Below are 20,133 nucleotides of genomic sequence, written 5' to 3'. Positions count from 1 at the left end.
GGGCAGCTTTTAGAATTAATGCTTTTCGTAAACAAACTCAGGTTCTAGCACCTCCACATTTCCTGATTCATTGATGTGGTCTAAAGTCACGAGTTTGGTTTCATTGATTAGCATAGGATCATATTTTGCGGCCACACGGATATAGTTCTCGGTAAACCCATGCATTTTTCCATCTTCGATATCCTCTTCAAATAATACCGTGAAGGATTTCCCTAAATTCTCCTCGTAAAACTTTCTTCTCTTTTTCTCAGATAAAATTCTCAACATCTTAGAGCGCTCATTTCGCTTTTTCATAGGAACCACTCCATCCATTTCAACTGCCCGGGTATTGGCCCTTTCAGAATAAGTGAAAACGTGTAAATAAGAAATATCCAGCTCGTTTAGGAAATTATAAGTTTCCAAAAACAGCTCATCTGTTTCTCCGGGGAAACCAACGATTACATCAACCCCAATGCATGCCTGAGGCATCAAGCTCTTGATTTTTGAAACGCGGTCTTCGTACAGTTCCCTCAAATATCTTCTCCCCATACTTCGTAATATTGTGTTGGAGCCGGATTGAAGGGGAATATGGAAGTGAGGAACGAAGCGTTTGGACTTTGAGACAAATGAAATGATCTCGTTTGTCAACAAATTGGGTTCAATGGATGAAATACGGAATCTGTCTATCCCTTCTACTTCATCCAAAGCCTCTACTAGGTCTCCGAAACGCTCATTTCTTTTACCATCTACGATTCCAAAATCGCCGATATTCACACCTGTAAGTACCACCTCTTTCACATCAGTTGCTGCTATTTCTCCAGCCGCTTCTAAAACAGAGGCAATGGTATTACTTCGGCTTTTTCCTCTTGCCAAGGGAATGGTACAGAAAGCACAACCATAATTACATCCGTCCTGAACTTTTAGAAAGGTTCTCGTACGGTCATTGATAGAGTAAGCATTATTGAAAGATTTTGCTTCAGTAATTTCACTCGCTAGGACTTTCGCTTCCTGTTCTTTGGCGAAATCACCTAAAAGTTCGATTAATCGGAATTTTTCAGCTGCGCCCAATACGGCATCCACTCCTTGGATTTCAGAAATTTCTCTGGGTTTTAATTGAGCATAGCATCCGATGATGGCTACATAAGAGTTAGGCGATATCTTTTTAGCCTCCTTTACTATCTTTTTACACTTCTTGTCGGCATTCTCGGTGACAGAGCAGGTATTGATGATGAAAATGTCAGGAGAATCCTGAAATTCCACTTTTTCGAATCCTTTGTCTTCGAATTGTCTACTGATAGTGGACGTTTCTGAGAAATTCAGTTTACATCCCAAAGTATAAAAGGCTACCTTTTTCACAAATTTCCTCCTGATTATGAGTTTGCAAAGGTAAACATTCTTGTCTTGTTTTCAATTTTCCAATAATGAGACTAAAAAGTGGTTAAAATCGGGTGGATGCCTCCTAAAACACCATGTTTTATTGAAAAAAGTGTAAATTTTTGAAAAAAATGATTCAAAAATGAGGCAAAAGCATTTTGGAACACATATTTTTCTATTTTTGCTGGTACAATTTTAAACCACAAATGTAGATATGGCAACACTAAGACAGCAGGCCTTGACAATGGTTCAAGGCAGACCGCGGGTACAAGTAACCCCGCCGGCCCCAAAAATTTCAGACTTCTTCGGTACAAATGTCTTCGGCATTAGCCAAATGAAGCAGTCTTTAGCTCCTTCAGTTTTCAAAAAAGTAATGGAAGCTGTAGACAAAGGAAGCAAAATTGATGTAGCAACCGCAGAAGAAGTAGCATCTGCTGTTAAAACTTGGGCTCTGTCCAAGGGTGTTACGCACTACACTCACTGGTTTCAGCCACTTACTGGCTCAACTGCTGAAAAGCACGATTCATTTTTCGATGCTCATGCAGGTTTGGAAAAGTTCAAAGGTTCTGCTCTAGTTCAGCAAGAGCCAGATGCATCTTCTTTCCCTAACGGAGGTATCAGATCTACTTTCGAGGCTAGAGGATACACTGCTTGGGATCCTTCTTCTCCAATTTTCATTTTCGACAAGACGCTTTGTATTCCAACCATCTTTGTTTCTTATACTGGAGAGGCATTGGATTACAAAACACCTTTGTTGAAGTCATTAGAAGCAATCAATGATGCAGCTGTACAGATTTGTCAGTTATTTGATAGAAATGTTCGTAAAGTATCTCCATCTCTAGGTGTTGAGCAGGAGTATTTTGTGATCGATAAAGCACTTTACTCTGCTAGACCTGACTTGGTCATGGCTGGTCGTTCTGTATTTGGACACAATCCTGCCAGAGGTCAGCAATTAGAAGATCATTACTTTGGTTCTATTCCTACCAGAGTGAAGGATTTCATGATGGATTTTGAAATCGAAGCTCATAAGTTGGGTATTCCGGTTTCTACCCGTCACAATGAAGTAGCTCCAGGTCAATTTGAAGTAGCTCCAGTTTTCGAAGAAATCAATAAGGCGGTTGATCACAACCAATTATTGATGGATATGATGGAGAAAGTAGCTGAGAAGCATGGTTTGAAAGTTCTATTCCACGAAAAGCCATTTGCAGGTGTAAATGGATCAGGAAAGCATAACAACTGGTCATTGATCACAGATACTGGAATCAACTTGTTCCAGCCAAGCAACTCTGCCCGTGAAAACTTGCAGTTCTTGACTTTCTTGGTAGCTACAGTGAAAGCTGTTTATGATAATTCAGATCTTTTGAGAGCTAGTATTGCTTCTGCAGGAAATGATTTCCGATTGGGTGCAAACGAAGCTCCTCCGGCAATTATCTCTGTATTCCTCGGGGAAACCTTGACAGCTATCTTGGATGAGTTGGAGAAAAACGGAAATATCAAGATTGAAAAAGGTGATAACATGTATATGAAATTGGGTATCTCTAAGATTCCTGAAATCATCTTGGATAACACTGATAGAAACAGAACTTCTCCATTTGCATTCACTGGAAATAAATTTGAATTCCGTGCTGTAGGGTCAAGTGCAAACTGTGCAGGACCAATGGCTACTTTGAATGTCATCGTGGCTGAAGCATTGAAGACAATGGCTAAGGACATCGAAAAAGAAATCGAGTCTGGCAAAGAGAAGAAATTGGCGATTGTTAATGTATTGAGAAAATACATCAAGGATTCCAAGAAAGTAAGATTTGAAGGAGATGGATACTCTGAAGAATGGGAGAAAGAAGCTGCCAAGAGAGGTCTTTCTAACTTGAAGTCTACTCCTGAGGCTTTGGATGTTTATAGCAAAAAATCCACCAAGGAGCTATTTGCAAAACATAATGTGATGAATGACTTGGAAGTTCATGCCCGTCATGAAATCATGTTGGAAAACTTCATCAAGAAAGTTCAAATTGAAAGCCGTGTAATGGGTGATCTAGCTTTGAACCATGTGATCCCAACTGCTATTCTTTATCAAAACAAATTGATAGAAAATGCAAACGGTTTGAAAGGTCTAGGCTTAGATCATTCAGCAGCTGTAGAAACGATCAAAGAGGTTTCCAAGCACATCGAATCATTGAAGTCTAATGTGACTGCAATGACTGAGGCTAGAAAGCAGCTGAATAAGGAAGATGATATCGTAAAGAGAGCCAAAGGATATCAAACAGACGTAAAAGAAGCATACTTCGAGAAAATCCGATACGCTGTCGATAAACTGGAGCTTTTGGTAGACGATGAGTCTTGGCCATTAGTGAAGTATAGAGAAATGCTCTTTATCAGATAAGAGAGAAATATAATTTAAGAAAGCCACCTTCTGGGTGGCTTTTTTTGTTTATGGAACTTTTAAATCCCATTCTGAAAGGCATTAAAAAAAATTCTTAGTTATAATTTTCACTTTTCTAATTTTTCATTAAACTATTTTTTGAATTTTTAAATTTAAATCAATGAAGTTTGAATACTGAGCAGATAATTTTAATACTGATCCCTACTAGAAATTTATTTGTTTAATAAGAATCTACTCTATAGGAAAAATAAAATTTCAAAAACGGACACTTTTAAAAAAAAATTAAAGAAGAAATACAATTTTGATAAAAAAAATCATAGAATTGTTTTTAATATTTTTATTAATTTTTAGCTTTACCCAATAGAGTTGCGTTTAAGGTCTGATATACAAGATAAGGCATGGTGTATCAGTTTTTTATCAAATGTTTTGATTGTAAAAATTTATAAAAGCCAAATTTTATGAAAATCGGTAGGCTGCCAATTTTATTTCACAAAAACCCGGGGAACCGGAATTCCAATTCAATTTATTTCTAACCCTTTATTACCAGCTATGAGAAAAATTTTATCGATCTCGTATGGGCTAGCCTTTATGCTCTTTTTGAGTTTGCAGGCATATGCCCAGAATCGCATCCTGACAGGCACTGTCGTGGGTGAGACGGATGGTTTGCCCATCCCTGGGGTGACAGTCTTAGATAAGACTAACCAGACCGGGACGACCACAGATGTGGACGGCAAGTACTCTATCAGTGTCAATTCGAATTCAGTTTTAGTCTTTTCTTTTATAGGTTATGCGACTAAGGAATTTACTGTTGGCAATCAGTCTGTTTTAAATGTTACACTTTCTGAGGACGTTTCTGACCTAAGTGAATTTGTTGTGACTTCATTTGGTATGGAGCGTGACAAAAAAGCATTAGGATACTCAGTCACTCAATTATCTGGAGACAAGTTCACAGAATCTAGGGCTATCAACTTAGGAAATGCTCTTACAGGAAAAGTAGCAGGGGTAAATGTTACTCCTCCGGCAACAGGAGCGGCGGGTTCAACGCGTGTTGTAATTCGGGGTGGATCTTCTCTAACAGGAAATGATCAGCCTTTATATGTAGTGAATGGCGTTCCTATTGAATCAGGCAACTTAGGTTCAGCAGGTCTTTGGGGTGGCAATGATGCAGGTGATGGATTAGCAGCGATTAATCCAGATGATATTGAGAGTCTTTCTGTATTAAAAGGGAATACAGCCGCTGCATTGTATGGTGCCAGAGCTGCTAATGGTGTAATCTTGATTACAACCAAGGCTGGTCGCGCCAGAAAAGGAGTGGGGGTCTCTTTCAACTCCAATTTCACTGTAGAAAGTGTAGTGGACCAAACCAATTTCCAGAGAATTTATGGCCCTGGTCAGGATGGCAGAAAGCCAATGACTCAGGATGAAGCAATCAATACTGCAAATAATGGCTGGGGAAGCAGATACGATGGTTCCCAGACAATTCAATTTGATGGACAGCAAAGACCTTATTCTTATTTAGGTGAAGATTTTACTGATTTCTACAACATGGGTAAAACTTGGAATAACTCCATTGCTCTTTTTGGTGGAAATGAAAATACCACTTATCGTTTCTCATTTTCCAATTTGGACAACAGAGATGTAGTTCCAAATGCTGGCTTCACCAGAAATGTTGCCAATATCAATGTGAATAGCAAGCAGGGAAAGTTCACTTTGGCCGTAACTGGACAATACTCAAAGCAAAATGCTGAAAATAGACCTAGACTTTCTGATTCGCCGGGAAATGCAAACTTCTCGATGGTCGTAAAACCAGGTAATATTCCCTTGGATGTAATCAAAGGAGATCCCAATAAGCCTGGAGCTTTGCCTGACGGAACTGAATTGAGATATCAGTCCAATGTTTTCCAAACCAACCCATATTGGGCTGTTTACCAATGGGGAAGAGAAGACGTAACTGATCGAGTATTGGGCAATATGTCTTTGAAATATGATTTCACGGATTGGTTGTATGCTCAGGGTAGATTTGGTACGGACTTCCAAGTTAGAGATGAATATGCTTTTGAAGCATATGGGACCGCATTTAAGCCAAGAGGTAGTTATAACACTACCATGACTACTATTCGAGAAAATAATGCAGACCTATTAATTGGTTTTGATAAATCTTTTGGAGATTTTGATGTAGATGGTTTTGTAGGTTCTAACATCATGAGAAGAACCATAGAAAATCAAAGAGGTGGTGGAAATGATCTAGTTGTTCCATTTTTCCACTCCGTGACCAACGTAGCTGCTCCGACTTTCGGGTACGGTTTTTCTGAATTGGGAATCAATTCTTATTTCGCCGCTGCAAACGTAGGCTATAAGAACATGATCTTCTTGAATTTGACAGGACGTCAGGATCAGTTTTCAACTCTTTCTCCAGCGAATAGCAAGTTATTTTACCCTTCTGTAGGTCTTTCGGCTGTGATATCAGACATGCTAGAAATGCCAAACTTTGTCACATTTGCAAAATTGAGAGGTAACTGGGGACAAGTAGGTGGTGGAGCACCGAATCCATATGCTTTAAACTTGACATACGGACTTGTTGGAGCAGGACACTTGGGGGCCAATTTAGGGCAGATCAATAATGGTTCTATACCAAATGCAAATCTAGCGCCTTATACGTCTACTGAATATGAAATTGGAGCTGATATTCGATTTATGGATAATCGTCTAGGAATAGACGTGGCTTATTACAAAAGAAGAACCTCGGACGATATCCTTGCAACCGGAATCTCTGCAACTTCCGGTTTTGGATCTACTACGGTAAATATTGGTGAGTTGGAGAACAGGGGTATTGAATTATTGATCAATGCCACTCCTATCATGAATGAATTTAGATGGGATATCTCATTCAATTTTGCCAATAACCAATCTGAAGTATTGAGCTTGGGAACCAACGCAGCTGGTGATCCTATAGAGTTTATCAATTTAGATGAAGCTAGAACCAGAAGAGAAAGAATTAGACACATTGTTGGTCAGCCTCTGGGTATGATATCAGGTTTCAAGCATTTGGAAATCAATGGACAAAAAGTTTACGATGCCAATGGATTCCCGGTAACAACCAATGGCTATGAAACTATTGCTGAGGGTCGTCATCCAATTTCCGGAGGTATTACCAATACTTTCTCATACAAAGGCTTCCGATTGATGGCTTTGATCGACTTTAGACAGGGTGGTTCAATCATGTCAGGTACTGATTATTTTGCATACCAATATGGACTGCATCAAAATACCCTGAATGGGCGTGATGGTTCGTTGACTGTAAGTGGAGTCACTCCAGAGGGTACTCCTAAAACCTGGACAATTCCTGCAGATCCTTCCGATCCAACCAAGTATTTGATTGACAATTACTGGCAGCGATATGCGCAAGTGACAGAGAATATTGTCTATGATGCTTCATTTGCCAAACTGAGAGAATTCTCTTTTGGATATACCTTCCCGAGAGCATTTATAGAAAGGACTCCGTTCCAGTCATTGTCCCTGTCTTTGGTAGGTAGAAACTTGGCTATTCTTTGGAAAAACACACCTAATATTGATCCAGAAGCAGCCTATACTACTTCTGGAAATGCTCAGGGTTTGGAGTTTTTCTCTGTACCAGCAAACAGAAGCTTTGGATTTAATCTATCTGCTAACTTCTAAGTCGGTTCAACCCTAAACTATTGAAACAATGAGAATTTTAAATAAAATGACCGGTCTGGTGTTGGCTTCCTTGCTTTTTGCTACTTCCTGTAGCGAACAGGACTTATTAGACCTAAACGTGAATCAAAATGCTGTCGAGGATATCGATATGCAATACCTTTTCTCTCTTGCAACATTGAGAATTGGAGGGGAATATGAAAATACCCGTGCCAATATGCTGTATGCTGCTACCATGATTCAGCACACTGCATCCACTGCGGGCTACTTCAGTGGAGATAAATATTTCTATTCTGCTCAGTATTCTGGAGCTTATATGGAAAGACATTTCACTGATGTGATCCGTCTCTTTTCCGAAGTAATCCGAAAAACCAAGGATAAGCCAAATGAGGCAAATGTAAATGCTGCGGCAACTATACTTCGAACTTTTGACCTTTTAAGAATGACCGATATGTATGGAGATATTCCATACACGCAGGCAGGTTATGGTTTGGAAGGTGAGCAAAACTGGTTTCCAGCTTATGAACCGCAAAAAGAGGTTTATTATAAAATGATAGACGACTTAAAGGCTGCAAGGGATAAATTTTCTTCTTCTGCAAGACCTTTGGGAGTTCAGGATTTTATTTACGGAGGAGATATCGCAAAGTGGAAAAAGTTTGCTAATTCTCTATTGATGAGAATGGCAATGAGAATGAGCAATGTTGATCCAGCAAAGGCTCAGGAAGTTTTCACAGAAGCGAATAGCAGTGGTGCCTTTACCAGCAATGATGATATTGCTTTTATCCATTATGCACCAGGGCCTCAAGGGGTAAATAGAAATGGTTTAAATGATGGTTATTGGAACACTTATAAGTATTCTAGGGATTGTAAGATTTCAAAAACATTCATGGACTGGATGAATGCTAACAATGATCCAAGAAAAATGATCATTACAGGTGGAATAGGGAATCCAGAAAATGCATCCACTTGGATAACTGCTCCTGAGGAACAGATAGGGATGCCAAATGGCTACAATTCAACTAATATTAGAGATGTTGTTGCTCCTGGAACTTTGGATCGTTTTACGATTGTTCAGCAAAACTTCTCTATGTTGAATTTGAAATATTTGGATTGGGAAGACCCTTATTACTTGATTTCTTATGCAGAGGTTGAGTTGATGAAAGCAGAAGCAGCGTTGAAAGGCTGGATTAACTCGAGCGCAGAGTCTCATTTCACAGCTGGAGTGAGAGCAGCCATCAATTCATGGGTGTATTTTGATCCGGATTTTTCAGTACCTGCTAATGAAGTTTCTGCTTACATAGCAGGAAGAGGATTTGCGGCCGCATCAAATCAAGATAAATTACGCTTGATTGGTGAAGAGTATTGGGCAGCTACTTATTTGAATGATATTGAATCTTGGTCCAATTGGAGAAGAACAGGCTATCCTGCTTTGACTCCTACACAAGATCCTAATGCATTTGAAGGGAATTTTATTCCAAGAAGGTTGAGATATTGGGAATCAGAGATCGGTTCTAATCCTGAAAACTATCAAGCGGCCACTTCAAGAATGGGTGGTGATTTATTCGCTACTAGAGTTTGGTGGGACGGAGGAAATTAATCCTCATCTTTCTTAATTTTGACAGAGGTTTTGATGAATTTCAAAGCCTCTGTTTTTTTAAATCTTAATTGAATCTCAATGAGACTATCTTTGATCCTTCTTGTAATTTTGATTTTCGGATGCACTTCCAAAGAAGAATCCCAGAATTACCCAGAAAAAGATTACCACATCGTCGGCTATGTGGCAGGTTGGAAAAATATCAATCCAAAAAAAATCCCTGCAGATAAGTTAACGCATATCAACTATGCATTTGCTGATGTGAAAGATGGGGTGGTCACCCATATTGATGACAGAAAGGCAAAAGACAGCACCAATTTAGCAGCATTACAATCCCTTAAACTCATTAATCCTGATTTAAAAATCCTCATTTCAATTGGTGGATGGACTAGGTCTAAAGGTTTTTCTGATGCTGTTTTAACTGTCGAAGGGATAAAGAAGCTGACAGCTTCCGGAGTTGAATTTTTGAAAAAACACCAATTGGATGGATTGGATTTTGATTGGGAGTATCCTGGCTTACCAGGGGATAATAATCCTTACCGAGCAGAAGATAAAGACAATTTTGTAGCCATGCTCAAGAGTTTTCGTTCAGCGCTGGATTCTTTGGGAGAGTTGGACAATAGACATTATTTGATGACGATTGCTTCGGGAGGATTTAGAAAATATTTGGAAGTCAATAATATGGCCGAAGCTCAAAAGTATTTGGATTTCATCAACATCATGGCTTACGATTTTTATACTGCAGGAGATGAAATTACAGGGCATCATGCCAACCTGTATCCCAATGGAAGCAAAGGGATGTCTGCTCAAACTGCAGTAAAGGAGCACATCGAATTTGGAATACCAGCTGAAAAACTAGTATTGGGAGTTCCTTTCTATGGTAGAATGTGGAAAGGGGTAGATTCTGAAGATAATGGTCTTTTTCAAGCTGGAAATTTTGAAATGGGGCTTCCTTATCATCAAATCTATGCACTTTCAAAAAACTCCTCCTACAGTAGATTTTGGGATACTCAAGCTTCTGCTCCCTACCTGTTTTCACCATTGGATTCTACCTGGATTACTTTCGAAGATGAAGAATCCCTAAAAGCCAAAATGAGATTTGTCAAAGAGAATCAATTAGGGGGAGCAATGTTTTGGGAGCTTTCTGAAGACAATACAGGCAGCTTGTTGAACACCCTTTATGAATCTTTGAACCCTGCTAACTCTAATTAAAGCATTTAAAATGATGACAATAATTGGAGTTGATATTGGGGGAAGTCATATTTCAGTAGCGCAGATAAACTGGAATTCAGGAAGCATACAACTTTCCAACTTTTCTGAAGCAGACGTAGATACTTCTGGCTCAGTTGATGAAATCATTGACGCATGGTCAGATGTAATTAAAAAAGTAGCTAATGGGAAACAGGCAATTCAACTAGGTATCGCCATGCCAGGGCCTTTTGATTATCAAAATGGAGTTTCTTTGATTCAAGAACAGGGGAAATTAAAAAGTCTGTATCAATTGTCTGTAAAAGACTTATTGGCTGACTCTCTTTCAATTGGCCCGGAATTCATCTTATTTATGAATGATGCAGAGGCTTTTCTGAGAGGGGAAAGTATGGTGGGTGCAGGGAGAAAGCATAGTAATCTATTGGGACTAACATTAGGAACTGGCCTAGGCTCAGCTATTCAAGTGGAAGAGGTATTAAAGGATGCAAAGCTTTGGACAGCTCCTTTTAGGGATGGAATAGCAGAAGACTATTTGGGAACGGCTTGGTTCATTGGAGAAGCAAAAAAACAATATGAATTGGAAATAGAGGGAGTAAAGGACCTGTTAGCTCCAGAGGTGGATTCTGAGATCTCTCGATCTATTTTTCAGAAATTTGGGAATACATTGGGCGAATTTTTATTCCCCTATGTTTCAAGACTTCAAACTGAGTCAGTTATAGTTGGCGGAAAAATTTCTAATGCATCCAAATTTTTTCTTCCGTTCGCTCAGACTTACCTCGAAAGAATGGGCTTGGAACTGACTTGTAAGAAATCTGAATTGGGTGAAAATGCTTCTTTGATTGGTTCAGTTCAACCATTTTTTAAAAATCTAACATGAAATAAAAACTGATTTATGAAAAAGATAACTTGTTTGAGCCTTTTGTTTTTTGGCTTTTTAAGCCTTCTTTTTGCTCAGGAAAAATATGATGTATTGATTGTGGGAGGGGGAGCAAGTGGGACAGCTGCTGGTATTGCTGCAGCAAGAATGGGAAGTAAAACCCTGATTGTAGAGTCAACAACTTGGCTCGGTGGGATGCTGACTTCTGCTGGAGTATCGGCAATTGATGGTAATCATAAGCTGCCCTCAGGTATTTGGGGAGAATTTAGAGATAGTCTAATCGCTCATTATGGTTCTCAGCAAGCGCTTTCTACAGGTTGGGTTTCAAATACCCTTTTTGAACCTAAGGTTGGAAATGAAATTTTTCAACGAATTGTATCTTCTGAACCGAATCTTCAGGTTTCATTTCAAAGCGAATGGAAGTCAGCCCAATATGAGGGCAATCAATGGACTTTGATTTTCGGAAGAGATGGTCAAATTCATACCGCTTATGCTCCCATTTTGATAGATGCAACGGAGTTGGGAGATGTAGCTGCTTCTCTCGGACTGCCTTACCGCTTAGGCATGGATGCCCGAACTGATATTGGAGAGGAGTTTGCACCCGAGAGGGCGAATGATATTGTGCAGGACTTGACTTATGTGGTGACCCTTCAGGATTATGGTAAAGGAAGCGATCGAACGATTCCAAAGCCTGCCAATTATGATCCTGCAGAGTTTGCCTGTGCCTGCGCACATGCTGATCCTATCACGGATAATGCTCCAACTTTGGACTGTGATAAAATGCTAGGTTATGGGAAACTCCCGAATGGAAAGTACATGATAAATTGGCCGAATTGCGGAAATGACCACTATGTGAATTTAGTCGAGCTGAGTGAGGAGGAACGAAAAAAGGAACTGGAAAAAGCCAAACAGACGAGTCTACGATTTGTCTATTACATCCAAAATGAATTGGGATATAAACATTTGGGAATTGCGGAAGATGAGTATCCAACGGAGGATAACTTGCCAATGATTCCATATCACAGAGAGTCGAGAAGGTTTTATGGCTTGGTGGATTTTACATTACCTTACGTGAGAAATCCATATGATGCTCCCAATCCCTTGTACAGAACAGGCGTGGCAGTCGGAGACTATACGATAGATCACCATCATAAAAAGAATTTGAATGCTCCAGAGATCGACTTTATCAAAATCAGAGTTCCAAGCTATAATGTTCCATTAGGTGCTCTGATTCCTAAAAATCATCCTGCTCTAATTTTAGCAGAAAAAAGTATTTCTGTTTCCAATATTGTCAATGGCGCATCCAGGCTTCAGCCAGTGGTATTGGGGATAGGCCATGCGGCCGGAGTACTTGCAAGCATTACTTCTAAAAACTCAAAAAGGTTAGACGAGATTTCAATCAGGCAGGTACAGTTGGGGTTGTTGAATCAAGGTGCTTATATCATGCCTTTTATTGATTTGAATCCAAGAGACCCGCACTTCATGGCGATGCAAAAAATAGGTGCGACAGGAATTTTAAAAGGAGAAGGTGTTCCTTATTTATGGGCTAATCAAACATGGTTTTATCCTGAAAGACCAATCACAGAATATGAATTGATGTCAGGTTTAAAAGAAGTATATCCACACCTGAATGATTATTGGGGTGCATCCGGGGATTACTTGACGGGAGAACGGTTTCAAGCCTTTTTGGAAATGATAAAGGAGAATACTCCATTATTGGAGATTGCTCAGGTTTGGAAAAGAGAGGGTCTGGAAGGTGATTTTCGTACAGATAAAATCCTTAATAGGAGAGAGGTTTCAGTCATTTTAGACGAAATTCTAGATCCCTTTTCAAAACCTGTTAGTTGGAATGGAAGATATGATTAGTTAATTTTCCTTATGCAAAATATTAGAATCTTCGTTTCATTGGCCTGGCTAATAATAATTTCCAACTCTGTCGAGGCTCAATCATTTTTTAGAATATTGGATAAAGAAAGTGGTGCGACCATCAATTATCCCAATGCAGAATTAGTACAAGATGGATTTATTAACTTTGCTAGCATCTCTTTACGTAGTTCAAAAGATGTGTTTTCCTATACACCTTGGTCTGACCAACCTATAGATAAGTCCAATCATGAGTTTTTCTTAAGCATCAATCATTCAAAATATTTTCCAGAGTGGATAGAGGTCGATTTGATTAAATCAGATACGCTGACAGTATTACTCAGGCCTGATCCAAACCAAAATGGACTTGGTAAAAAAGCCATCTACCAGAATTGTGGAGAGCCAATCTATAAAAAATATTACCCTAGACCCTTTCGCGAGTGGGAGGATCTTCCAAAAGAATTGTTTGAAAAAGTAGAGACCAAACTACTTGATGCAATTGGGCCAGGTTTGTTAAAGCAGCTGTACATTTCTTCTATTTATAGGTTTATAGCGGATGAAATGAATCAAGCCGAGGGAAGGATAGTTTATCAGCCTGGTGAAGTAGGATATAGAATCTGTCTTTCTTACTCTAATCCAAAAGCAGGAATATCTCAATATTCCACTGATTTTTATGTTAATTCTAAAGGGCATATTTCAAAACTACCCAGCTTTCCAAATATTAACTTGCGGCCTTCTTTTTCAAAAGGTATAGAACTTCTTGATTTTACAGAATTGAAGAAAAAAGTCGAATTGGATGGAGAAATTGATCTCGAAAAATCTAACTCAGATTTTCAATACTTTACTAGATCTAATTCTTTTGTATGGATTTTTACCCAGATCATGGAGGAAAATAAAAATGGTATTCAGTCTTCTAAATCAGTTTATTATGACGCTGAAACGGGTAGAAAATTAGCGATATTTTTTGATGAGAATGAGTTTTTTTATCATTTTGATGGTATCAGTGTAGCGTTGGATAATTAGTGTTCGTATCCTAAAAAAAAAGGATATGAAATTGTTTTTGAAAGTAGCGGTCTTTCTACTCTTTTGTAGCTTTTCTTTTCCAGTTGGTTCGGATCAATTGGAAATTGAACAAATTGCTATCGAGCCAGAAATTGAAACTTCTGCTATTAGAAACAATCCCATAACAGAAAAGGAAAATAAACCGAAACCTGCTTCAGGACAAGGAGCGTTTGAATAAGGACAAGCCCGGATTTTAAGTCTTTTGTATTGAATTGGTCTGACGAAGAGTTGATTGCCGGTTGCAAACGGCGCTCAGCAAAACATGAGGAATTTTTTTTTAAGAAATACTATGGCTATGTCATGGGTATCAGTCTCTCCTATGCCAAAGATCGGGATTTGGCTAAGGAGATAGTCAATGACTCTTTTCTGAAGTTTTTCGGTTCGATTAAAAATTTTGATGAGTTTCAGTCTGTGAAATCCTGGTTGAGACGAATCACCGTGAATACCTCGATTGATTTCTATAGAAAAAACAAAAAAATACGAGAGCAACTGGAAATCAATGAACAGACGGAGGTTTTTCATGAAGTAAATGCCATTGGTAATTTGGCTTATGAAGATCTGATTGCCTTATTAAATCAACTTCCGGATGATCAGAAGTTGGTGTTCAACCTTTACGAAGTGGAAGGATATAGTCATAAAGAAATAGCTGGGAGACTCCAAATCACCGAAAGTTCTTCCAGGGTCTATCTAGCTCGTGCCAAAGCCAAACTTCGGGAGCTAGTTCACACACATTTAAAAGAATATGCAGGAAGATAAGCTGAGCAAACAGATAGCGGACTCCCTGAAAAAATATCAGGAAGAAGGAAATCAGCCCTACGAAATAGGAGCCTGGGAGAGCTTTGAGAAAATGCGGGGAGCTTCTAAAATTAAACCATTCTTCTGGTGGATCGGAGGGGTGGCAGCAAGCTTACTATTGATAGCGACTTTTTATTTCTTGCTTCCAAACTCAGAATTGGAAAGTCCTCTATTAGCAGAAGATTCCCAGGGAACAGAAAAAGTCGTAGAAGAAAATAGAATTGAAGAAGCTCATCAAGAAGGCTCTAAATCCTCTCCCTCAGTGGAGACGGAGAGAAAATCAGAAGGTATTCAAGAAGTTATCCCACAAGGAAAATCTAAGAATACCATACAGTCAAATGGCCTAATAGAAAAGCAAAACAATCAATCTCTCATTGCATCCAAGGACTCTCCAAAACAGCCAATTAAAGTAGTAAAAGATGCCAAGGAGCTAAATAGTGATTTGAAATCACAAGAATCTCCATTCACTCAAAAAGTGATAGCTCAGGCTGAAAATATTGAAGAAATAAAGTCAAAAAGCCAATCAGAGATTTCTACTACAAGTGGTTTGATTGCTAAAGAGTCTTTGATGTCTGAAAGTAAAGTTGAACAAGGCAAGCCGCTAATAGCTTTCAAAGAAGAGCCTGAATTCGATCCTATTCCTAAAGAAAAATCTTCATTATCCTATGGATTAGGTGTGGCACCAGGTTTTGGTTCAGCTAGGCAAAATGGAGAATCAATTTCAGGAAATACCTTAGCTATGGGGGTAATGGTGAATTTGGATCTTCCAGGGAAATTGACTTTGGGGTCAGGCTTAGGCTTGAACTTGCTGAATCAGCAAAGTGATGTTTCCAATAGGCCAATGGTGGGCTTTAACATGAGTATAGCCACAGTTACAGAAACAATAATTGTAAGACAGACTCAGGTTGAAATTCCGATTTACCTCAAGTACCCCATTACTAGGTCTAACTCTCTGTCCGTTCAAGCAGGTTTCTCCAATTTCTACGCATTCAATCAGCAGGCAGAGTTAGAGACTTCCTTTACCAGACAAGTAACTGTGGCAGATGCTTCAGCCGCAAATTCATTCCGCACTTTGAATGAAGATGTGGTTCAGACTAGAACATTGGAATCAGTAGATAGTAGATTTTACCCTTTAGCCACTATGAATTTTGGATTGAATATCAGGCTGCTTCAGGCTGAAAAAAGCAGCTATGTATTGATGCCATTTTACAATTATCCTTTACGACAGTTTACAGGGTTTGGAGATAATCCGGGCTTTTTTGGAGCTTCTTTCAAAGTGAACTTTGGAGGAGGAAAAGAATAATAATTTAGGGGTTTGATTACTTCAGAAAGGCCAACTCTATTTGAGTTGGTTTTTTTTTGACCCAAAGACTTGGCTAGATCTCGTTAAGATAATTTGAAAGCTATAATGCTAGAATTGAAGACCTAGGCTTGAATATATGTCTCTTTAATAAGGATTAAATGAGGGGTTTATAAGAGCGAACATTAAAATCTAGCTTGGCTAGAAGTGATTTGATGCATCGTATAAAGGAATATTTTTAATTTCATTGGGCTTAAAAGGTTGTGGATAGCATCTATAAGATTGGAAGTTTAATGGGATCAAACAATGGATTATTAGCCTTAGAATTGAAGCTCATATTCTTTAAACAGTTATAGAATAGGTAAAAAAAAATCCCGGACCGAATGGCCCGGGATTTTTTCATTATGAGGCATTTAAAAATTTACATAGTTGGTAATGAGTTGTAAATCCATTTTCTGGGTTTGATTAGTTGTTTCCGCTAATCCTCTCAATACAAAAGTGTAGACTCGATTCCCGTTGATCTGTACATCATTTGCGCTTAGGAGTACTTCTCCTGTGGCTACAGATTTCACCTGAACATTATAGGTGTTTTTCTTCACCATGGTGAAGTTTGAGTCATCCCCGAAATTCATATTATTTGTTACAGGAGTGCTGAGATTAGAAAATTGTAGAAAAACCTCTCCAGTATCTGGGGACAAATGCACCATCCTTACCTGTGCAGAATCCGCTGAAGGCAAGGTCCATTCGTCTTCAATCAGGATAGCATCCAAATCAGCTACTCTGTCTAAAACGAACATGGAATAAATAGCATCTTGTTCTATTGTGAAATCTTTTTGAAGCAGAGTAGTCGTTGAATTAAAAGAGGAAAATCGGAAGGATCTTTCTCCTACATAAAACGGACTATAAGCAAGAACCTCTGCGAAATTTAAGGGCTGATTATTCACCCGATTTTGATTTGCAAAAATATCCATTGCAGGCGCATCGGGAGATCCCTGGTAAATTGAAATGTAAGCTGCTGGTTGTGCGGGTGGCGTATCGAAATTATTAAGACATCCACTGACCAGTAGTGGTAAACCAATTAAAGTGGCAACCAACGACCATTTAGATTTGAATCTGGGTGAAGAAATGAAACTTTTAATCATAGTGTTTGAATGTTTTTAAATTCCTTCTCTAGACGATTCCATTTATCAATTCGCTTCATTTAGCACAAAAAAAATGGCCTGAAAATAATTGATTCAGGCCATAATCTTGATTTAAAGTTATTTACATCTTCAAATTTTGCATTTCTAGCTGTGGTGCAAATGGTTGTTCGTAATAACGCTTTCCAGTTGCCTTGTAAAGTGAATTAGCTAAAGCTGCAAAAACAGGAGGGAAGAGTGGTTCTCCCAAACCTGTTGGGTCTTCGTTGTTTTGAACAAAATGAACCTCGATTTTTTTAGGAGACTCTTTTTGCCTAATCATTCTGTACTTATCAAAATTGCTTTTGCTGGGAACTCCATTTTCAAAGGCTAATTCTCCAAAGAAGGCATTTCCTATTCCATCTACAATTGCTCCTTCTCCCATATTGGCAGCGGCATCTGGATTAACCACAATTCCACAATCCACCGCAGCATAAACATTTTCTACTACTGGCTTATTGTCTTTGATGACAGTATCTACCACTTCAGCTACATAAGAGTTATGACAGAAGTATGCGGAAACCCCTCGATGCACATTGTCTTTAGGGCTATTCCAGTTTGATTTTTCTTTCACCAGTTCTAATACACCAGCGTATCGCTTGGCATCATAATCGTTGTTTTTCCCAACAGGGTTTGTTTCTGCTCTTTTCAATAATTCCAAGCGGAAATCAATTGGATCCTTACCCATCTCTTCAGCCAATTCGTCCAAGAAGCTTTGCTCTGCTCCTGCGATGAAGTTGGATCTTGGAGCTCGGAAAGCACCGATGGTGATATTTGATGGAATATCCCATCCTTCGGCCAAGTAATTATCTAAGGCTCCCGCAGGGAACCTGTTAGGATGAATTGGAGTCTCAGGAATTCCACCTGCCTTGACATGGAGGGCAGTTAAGTTATTGTTTTCATCCAAAGCCGCCCTGTATGTTGCAGTATAAGTGGGTCTATACACACCAGAAGTCATATCATCTTCCCGTGTGTAAACCATCTTCACAGGGGCTTGAACTTTCTGTGAAATAAGGGCAGCCTCTACCATATGGTGGCTATAAGCTCTTCTTCCAAATCCGCCTCCCATTCTTGAAAGGTTGATTTGAATATTTTCTTTTGGAATATCCAAAGCCTGCACCAAGGTTCCCATAATGAATTCTGGAGCTTGAGTAGGTCCATAAATCACAGCCTTGTCACCCTTGACATCCGCAAAGCAATTCATAGGCTCCATGGTGTTGTGAGCTAAGAACGGAGCGGTATAAGTTCTTTCAATGATTTTTGCTGCTTTCTTAAACTCTCCCTCCGGATCCCCGTCTTTTCTGAGGATGTTTCCCGGTTTTGCTGTGAATTCAGCCATCCTTTCTTTGTGGCTGCTTGTGTTTTCCAAACCAGCAGGGACAGTCGCAGTAATTGTTGCTCCACCTCTGCCGGCCATTGGGAAAGTTGATTCCTGAGCTTTTTCCCATTCAACTTTCAAATTCTTCTTTGCCTGCATGACTTCCCACGTGGAATTACCCACTATGGCAATAATCTCAGGAAAGGTAGTGGTGTCAAAAAAGTTTCTATTATAATCATCATTAAATAAAGAAACAGAGAAAACATCCATGATACCAGGCATTCCGGAAACTGAATTTTTGTCAAATGATTTCAATTTCATACCGAATGCAGGTGGGTGAACAATCGCTGCATATTTCATTCCTTCCACTTTATGGTCTAAAGAAAAAAGTGGTTTTCCGGTTAGGATTTTGACCCCGTCTACGTTCTTCTTGGAGTTACCAATGATTTTAAAATCCTTTATTTCTTTTAATTGAACTTCTTCCGGTACTTCCATAGTAGCCGCTAGGGAAGCCAATTCTCCATAATGTGCTTTTTTTCCACTGGATTTGTGTTCTATTTGACCTGCAGCTGTAGTGATTTCGGAAGCAGAAACATTCCAGGTTTGAGCTGCTGCTGCCACAAGCATGGCTCTTGCGGTGGCACCGGCCGTTCTTAATGGAGTCCAACCTTGCCTGATCCCCTGGCTTCCTCCAGTAAATTGTCTATCAAATCTCTCAGGATAAAAATCAGCTTGTTCTACGAAAACATTTTTCCAGTCTGTGTCCAGTTCCTCTGCCAGTATCATCGGCATGGATGTTTTTACATTGGAACCGAATTCTGGGTTTGGAGAATAAAGGGTGACAGCTCCATTTTCACCAATTTTGATGAAGTTATTGAGTTCAAACCATTCTTTTGGCATCTCCAGCATTTCTTTGGATGTAGGCTTACAGCCTGCAAGCCAACTGAAACTTAATACCATGCCGCCACCCGCTAGTGCGGATACTTTCAAAAATGATCTTCTATTCAATTTTGTATTTACAATGGTCATGATTTCAGAGTTTTAAAGTTTTTGGGAAGCTGTTTTTACTGCTGCTTTTATTCGCAGGTAAGTTCCACAACGGCAAATATTCCCATTCATGGCATTTTCAATTTCCTCATCGCTTGGGCTTGGATTTTGCTGTAAGAGAGCGGCAGCAGTCATTATTTGGCCTGCTTGACAGTAGCCACATTGTGGGACATCATGCTCCATCCAAGCTTGCTGAACGGGGTGATCTCCATTCTCAGAAAGTCCTTCGATAGTTGTGATTTTGGCGTCTTCTACTGCAGAAACAGGAAGTTGGCAAGATCTAACTGCGTTTCCATCCAAATGAATGGTACAAGCGCCACATTGTGCGATTCCGCATCCGAATTTGGTGCCTACCATATCCAAATGATCTCTTAATACCCAAAGCATAGGAGTGTTTGTATCTACATCTACTTTAAGACTTTTACCGTTGATATTGAGATTATATTGAGCCATATCTGTTAAATTTTAGAACTCAATTTAGCTATTAT

Annotated in this window: 14 protein-coding genes; 10 read left to right on the top strand and 4 right to left on the bottom strand. The window is 39.3% G+C overall.

Annotated elements, in window-relative coordinates; translation table 11 throughout:
• Positions 1–15 precede the first annotated feature (15 nt).
• Positions 16–1,335, bottom strand: a complete 1,320-nt coding sequence (mtaB, locus tag BM073_RS15985; RefSeq protein ID WP_091655341.1) for a tRNA (N(6)-L-threonylcarbamoyladenosine(37)-C(2))-methylthiotransferase MtaB — start codon at positions 1,333–1,335, stop codon at positions 16–18.
• A gap of 232 nt (positions 1,336–1,567) precedes the next feature.
• Between mtaB and BM073_RS15980 the strand changes: the two genes are divergently transcribed.
• The 10 genes from BM073_RS15980 to BM073_RS15935 all read left to right on the top strand — a co-directional run bounded on the left by BM073_RS15980 (position 1,568) and on the right by BM073_RS15935 (position 16,105).
• A complete protein-coding gene (locus BM073_RS15980; RefSeq protein WP_091655340.1) occupies positions 1,568–3,730 on the top strand; it encodes a glutamine synthetase III family protein in 2,163 nt (720 codons plus the stop codon).
• A 549-nt stretch (positions 3,731–4,279) separates the two neighbouring features.
• Positions 4,280–7,405 (top strand): SusC/RagA family TonB-linked outer membrane protein, encoded by a 3,126-nt coding sequence (locus BM073_RS15975; protein ID WP_091655339.1) that lies wholly within the window; start codon positions 4,280–4,282, stop codon positions 7,403–7,405.
• A 28-nt stretch (positions 7,406–7,433) separates the two neighbouring features.
• A complete protein-coding gene (locus BM073_RS15970; protein ID WP_091655338.1) occupies positions 7,434–8,999 on the top strand; it encodes a SusD/RagB family nutrient-binding outer membrane lipoprotein in 1,566 nt (521 codons plus the stop codon).
• Positions 9,000–9,077: 78 nt separating this feature from the next.
• Entirely contained in the window at positions 9,078–10,208 is a 1,131-nt protein-coding gene (locus tag BM073_RS15965) for a glycoside hydrolase family 18 protein (protein WP_091655337.1), read from the top strand.
• A 10-nt stretch (positions 10,209–10,218) separates the two neighbouring features.
• The gene (locus BM073_RS15960) at positions 10,219–11,082 is read left to right on the top strand and encodes an ROK family protein (RefSeq protein ID WP_091655336.1); all 864 of its coding nucleotides are present in this window, start codon (positions 10,219–10,221) and stop codon (positions 11,080–11,082) included.
• A gap of 15 nt (positions 11,083–11,097) precedes the next feature.
• Positions 11,098–12,948, top strand: a complete 1,851-nt coding sequence (locus BM073_RS15955) for an FAD-dependent oxidoreductase (RefSeq protein WP_091655335.1) — start codon at positions 11,098–11,100, stop codon at positions 12,946–12,948.
• Positions 12,949–12,960: 12 nt separating this feature from the next.
• Positions 12,961–13,968 (top strand): hypothetical protein, encoded by a 1,008-nt coding sequence (locus tag BM073_RS15950; protein WP_091655334.1) that lies wholly within the window; start codon positions 12,961–12,963, stop codon positions 13,966–13,968.
• 25 nt (positions 13,969–13,993) lie between these two features.
• Complete coding sequence (locus tag BM073_RS15945; protein ID WP_091655333.1) at positions 13,994–14,185, top strand: hypothetical protein; 192 nt, start codon at positions 13,994–13,996, stop codon at positions 14,183–14,185.
• A 29-nt stretch (positions 14,186–14,214) separates the two neighbouring features.
• A complete protein-coding gene (locus BM073_RS15940; RefSeq protein ID WP_245756441.1) occupies positions 14,215–14,763 on the top strand; it encodes an RNA polymerase sigma factor in 549 nt (182 codons plus the stop codon).
• Positions 14,750–16,105: a hypothetical protein gene (locus BM073_RS15935; protein ID WP_091655332.1), complete on the top strand. Its 1,356-nt coding sequence runs from the start codon at positions 14,750–14,752 to the stop codon at positions 16,103–16,105. The genes BM073_RS15940 and BM073_RS15935 overlap by 14 nt, the downstream gene beginning before the upstream one ends.
• Positions 16,106–16,515: 410 nt before the next feature.
• Here BM073_RS15935 and BM073_RS15930 read toward each other — a convergent pair whose 3' ends face one another.
• From BM073_RS15930 to BM073_RS15920, 3 genes are all read right to left on the bottom strand, one after another.
• On the bottom strand, positions 16,516–17,244 hold the full coding sequence (locus BM073_RS15930) for a DUF4397 domain-containing protein (protein WP_091655331.1): 729 nt from the start codon (positions 17,242–17,244) through the stop codon (positions 16,516–16,518).
• Positions 17,245–17,365: 121 nt separating this feature from the next.
• Positions 17,366–19,627, bottom strand: coding sequence for a xanthine dehydrogenase family protein molybdopterin-binding subunit (locus tag BM073_RS15925; protein ID WP_091655330.1), 2,262 nt, complete (start codon positions 19,625–19,627; stop codon positions 17,366–17,368).
• A 12-nt stretch (positions 19,628–19,639) separates the two neighbouring features.
• Positions 19,640–20,098: a (2Fe-2S)-binding protein gene (locus BM073_RS15920; RefSeq protein WP_091655329.1), complete on the bottom strand. Its 459-nt coding sequence runs from the start codon at positions 20,096–20,098 to the stop codon at positions 19,640–19,642.
• Between the last annotated feature and the right edge of the window lie 35 nt (positions 20,099–20,133).

The organism is Algoriphagus ornithinivorans (assembly GCF_900115305.1).
Lineage (GTDB): Bacteria > Bacteroidota > Bacteroidia > Cytophagales > Cyclobacteriaceae > Algoriphagus > Algoriphagus ornithinivorans.
Note: the sequence above shows the minus strand (reverse complement) of the source record. Positions and strands in the feature narration are given on the sequence as shown.

Bases quoted from the DNA above. Each gene is read 5' to 3' on its own strand.
- BM073_RS15935 (WP_091655332.1), top strand. From the start codon at position 14,750: ATGCAGGAAGATAAGCTGAGCAAACAGATAGCGGACTCCCTGAAAAAA.
- BM073_RS15925 (WP_091655330.1), bottom strand. From the start codon at position 19,627: ATGACCATTGTAAATACAAAATTGAATAGAAGATCATTTTTGAAAGTA.
- BM073_RS15945 (WP_091655333.1), top strand. From the start codon at position 13,994: ATGAAATTGTTTTTGAAAGTAGCGGTCTTTCTACTCTTTTGTAGCTTT.
- BM073_RS15980 (WP_091655340.1), top strand. From the start codon at position 1,568: ATGGCAACACTAAGACAGCAGGCCTTGACAATGGTTCAAGGCAGACCG.
- BM073_RS15950 (WP_091655334.1), top strand. From the start codon at position 12,961: ATGCAAAATATTAGAATCTTCGTTTCATTGGCCTGGCTAATAATAATT.
- BM073_RS15970 (WP_091655338.1), top strand. From the start codon at position 7,434: ATGAGAATTTTAAATAAAATGACCGGTCTGGTGTTGGCTTCCTTGCTT.
- BM073_RS15930 (WP_091655331.1), bottom strand. From the start codon at position 17,244: ATGATTAAAAGTTTCATTTCTTCACCCAGATTCAAATCTAAATGGTCG.
- BM073_RS15955 (WP_091655335.1), top strand. From the start codon at position 11,098: ATGAAAAAGATAACTTGTTTGAGCCTTTTGTTTTTTGGCTTTTTAAGC.
- BM073_RS15975 (WP_091655339.1), top strand. From the start codon at position 4,280: ATGAGAAAAATTTTATCGATCTCGTATGGGCTAGCCTTTATGCTCTTT.
- BM073_RS15920 (WP_091655329.1), bottom strand. From the start codon at position 20,098: ATGGCTCAATATAATCTCAATATCAACGGTAAAAGTCTTAAAGTAGAT.
- BM073_RS15960 (WP_091655336.1), top strand. From the start codon at position 10,219: ATGATGACAATAATTGGAGTTGATATTGGGGGAAGTCATATTTCAGTA.
- BM073_RS15965 (WP_091655337.1), top strand. From the start codon at position 9,078: ATGAGACTATCTTTGATCCTTCTTGTAATTTTGATTTTCGGATGCACT.